The following is a 2,483-nucleotide window of genomic DNA, read 5'->3' on the forward strand; positions in this document are numbered from 1 at the left end:
GTAAGCGGTGCATAGACCCCGTCTGGCGATAGCAAGGCATCGGGCTTATTCGTGTGCGCTCAGGGAATGAGCGTTGGTATGAATAGCTATGTCTGAACCTATGTCCGAACATAGAACGTTCCATATGATCGAAGCCGTTGCGGATCGGTTGGAGGGCGCGCCGCGGCAGTTTCGACGCTGGTCAGATGAGTTCAAGGCTCAGGCGGTAGCGGCAAGTATGGAGTCTGGGGCGAGCGTTTCGGCGGTGGCGAGACGCATCGGCATTGATCCCTCGCAGTTGTTCACCTGGCGGCGCAATGCCCGTCTGAAAGCCGAGGCGGTCGTCGACACGGCTCGAAGCGACTGCTCCACTGTGGACATCATCATCGGCGACGCAGTGATCCGCGTGGATGTCGGGATCGACGAGTCTCACGTCGTCAAGCTGATCCGCGCGGTGCGCTCTGCATGATCCCCTCTGGTGCGAAGATCTTTTTAGCCAGTCACCCAATCGACTTCCGCAAGGGACCCGATAGTCTATTGGCGTTGGTGCGCGACAGCGGCCATGATCCGTTCAATGGCTCACTTTACGTTTTCCGCGCCAAACGAGCAGACAGAATAAAGATCGCCTGGTGGGATGGATCGGGTGTCTGCCTTTATTCGAAGCGGCTGGAGAAAAACCAGTTCGTCTGGCCGAAGATCGGGCCAGCCCGCGTGCAGCTCAATCACGCGCAACTGCTCGCGCTCATTGACGGCATGGATTGGAAACGGGTCCGCTCGGCTGCGGTGAAGCGACCGGAATTTGTTGGGTAAAAGCCCTGCGGCAGAGTGAATCAGGCGGCTGAAACTGAGGGTAAATCCCGGTAAAACATGCTCTACTTACGGGCATGACACCAGCCGATCTCGAGCTCCCGGATGATATCGATGCGCTGAAAGCCATGGTCCTGGCGATGGCCGCAAAGGCCGCGCGCGCCGATGTCCTGGAGGACGAAGTCGCTGATCTGAAGGCCCGCAATGCGGACGCAGACGAACAGATCGTCAAGTTGAAGCTGGTCCTCAAAGCCTTCAATCGATACCGGTATGGCCGCCGCTCGGAAAAGCAGGGCAAGACCATTGACGCGGATCTCGATGAGCAAGGCGCGTTTGTCTTCGAAGAAATCGACACCGGCATCGCGGCGATCGAAGCGCTCGTTGCCAAGGGCCGAGATCCAGGCGCCGCAAGGCGTGCGCCGCGTCCGCGCAAGGGCTTCCCGCCGCATCTGGAGCGGGTCCATGTGGTCATCGAGCCGGACGAGCTTCCCGAGCATGCTGGCAAACAGAAAGTCCTGATCGGTGAGGATACCTCCGAACGGCTTGATGTCATTCCGCCGAAGTTCCGGGTGATCGTCACGCATCGGCCGAAGTATGCCTTCAAAAACGAAGACGGGGTCATCCAGGCATCGGCGCCGGTCCACATCGTCGAAAGCGGCATTCCGACAGAAGCGTTGCTCGCCTATATCGCGGTTTCCAAATATGGCGACGGATTGCCGCTCTATCGACAGGAGGCGATCTTCCTGCGCGACCATGTCGACGTCGACCGCGGTATCATGGCGCGGTGGATGGGTAAGCTCGGGTTCGAACTCGAGATCCTCGCGGACTACACCTTCAGCCAGATCAAACGAGGCGAACGAATATTCGCCGACGAGACGACGTTGCCAACGCTTGTTCCCGGATCGGGGGCGGCCAAGACGGCGTATCTATGGGCGTACGCGCGAGACGATCGGCCGTTCGGTGGGAATGGTCCGCCTATGGTGGCCTATCGCTTTGAAGACAGTCGCTCCGGCGATTGCGTCGCCCGGCATCTCGATGGCTATCGCGGTATCCTGCAGATCGATGGCTACACCGCCTATAACCGTGTTGCACGGCCCGAGCGCGGAAATGACGGCGCTCTTTTGGCGGGATGCTGGGCGCACAGTCGGCGTCGGTTTTACGAGCTGCACGCAAACGACAGCTCCAAGGTGGCAACGGCGACGATCGAAAGGATGGGCGTGCTTTGGTCGATCGAGGAAAAGGTGCGTGGCCAAAGCCCTGAGGTTCGCGTTGCCGCCCGCCAGGAGACCTCCGCTGCCGTCGTTGCCGATCTCTACAAGCTCTGGCAGGACACGCTGCCCCGCATCTCCGGAAAATCAAAACTCGCCGAGGCCATTCGCTATGCCCTTAGTCGGCGTGAAGCCTTCGAACACTTCCTCCACGACGGGCGGATCGAAATAGACTCCAACATCGTCGAGCGTGCCATCCGGCCCCAGGCAATCGTCCGGAAAAACAGTCTATTCGCCGGAAATGCCGGCGGCGGAAGAACATGGGCGACGCTCTCCACCCTCATCCAGACCGCCAAGATGAACGAAGTCGATCCACTGGCGTGGTTGACGCAGACGCTCGAGCGCATCGCGGCCGGTTGGCCAGCGAGTGATATCGACGCATTGATGCCCTGGAACTTCAGGAAGTAACGGCCTCACGTCACCGCTTAC

3 protein-coding genes are annotated in these 2,483 nt (G+C 59.8%); all 3 read left to right on the forward strand.

Translation table 11 applies throughout. The features are described from left to right. Positions 1-124: 124 nt before the first annotated feature. The 3 genes from V7S54_RS33165 to tnpC all read left to right on the forward strand — a co-directional run bounded on the left by V7S54_RS33165 (position 125) and on the right by tnpC (position 2,462). Complete coding sequence (locus V7S54_RS33165) at positions 125-448, forward strand: transposase (protein WP_336410016.1); 324 nt, start codon at positions 125-127, stop codon at positions 446-448. Beyond that, a complete protein-coding gene (gene tnpB, locus V7S54_RS33170) occupies positions 445-789 on the forward strand; it encodes an IS66 family insertion sequence element accessory protein TnpB (protein ID WP_336410017.1) in 345 nt (114 codons plus the stop codon). Before V7S54_RS33165 ends, tnpB begins: the two co-directional genes overlap by 4 nt. 74 nt (positions 790-863) lie before the next feature. Next, positions 864-2,462, forward strand: coding sequence for an IS66 family transposase (gene tnpC / locus V7S54_RS33175; protein ID WP_336410018.1), 1,599 nt, complete (start codon positions 864-866; stop codon positions 2,460-2,462). Positions 2,463-2,483 lie beyond the last annotated feature (21 nt).

The organism is Ensifer sp. CCNWLY38 (assembly GCF_037120565.1).
GTDB classification, from domain to species: Bacteria; Pseudomonadota; Alphaproteobacteria; order Rhizobiales; family Rhizobiaceae; genus Ensifer; species Ensifer adhaerens_H.

What these genes read in the sequence shown, in the direction of transcription:
- V7S54_RS33165 (WP_336410016.1), top strand. Translation starts at nt 125, where the DNA reads ATGATCGAAGCCGTTGCGGATCGGTTGGAGGGCGCGCCGCGGCAGTTT.
- tnpB (WP_336410017.1), top strand. Translation starts at nt 445, where the DNA reads ATGATCCCCTCTGGTGCGAAGATCTTTTTAGCCAGTCACCCAATCGAC.
- tnpC (WP_336410018.1), top strand. Translation starts at nt 864, where the DNA reads ATGACACCAGCCGATCTCGAGCTCCCGGATGATATCGATGCGCTGAAA.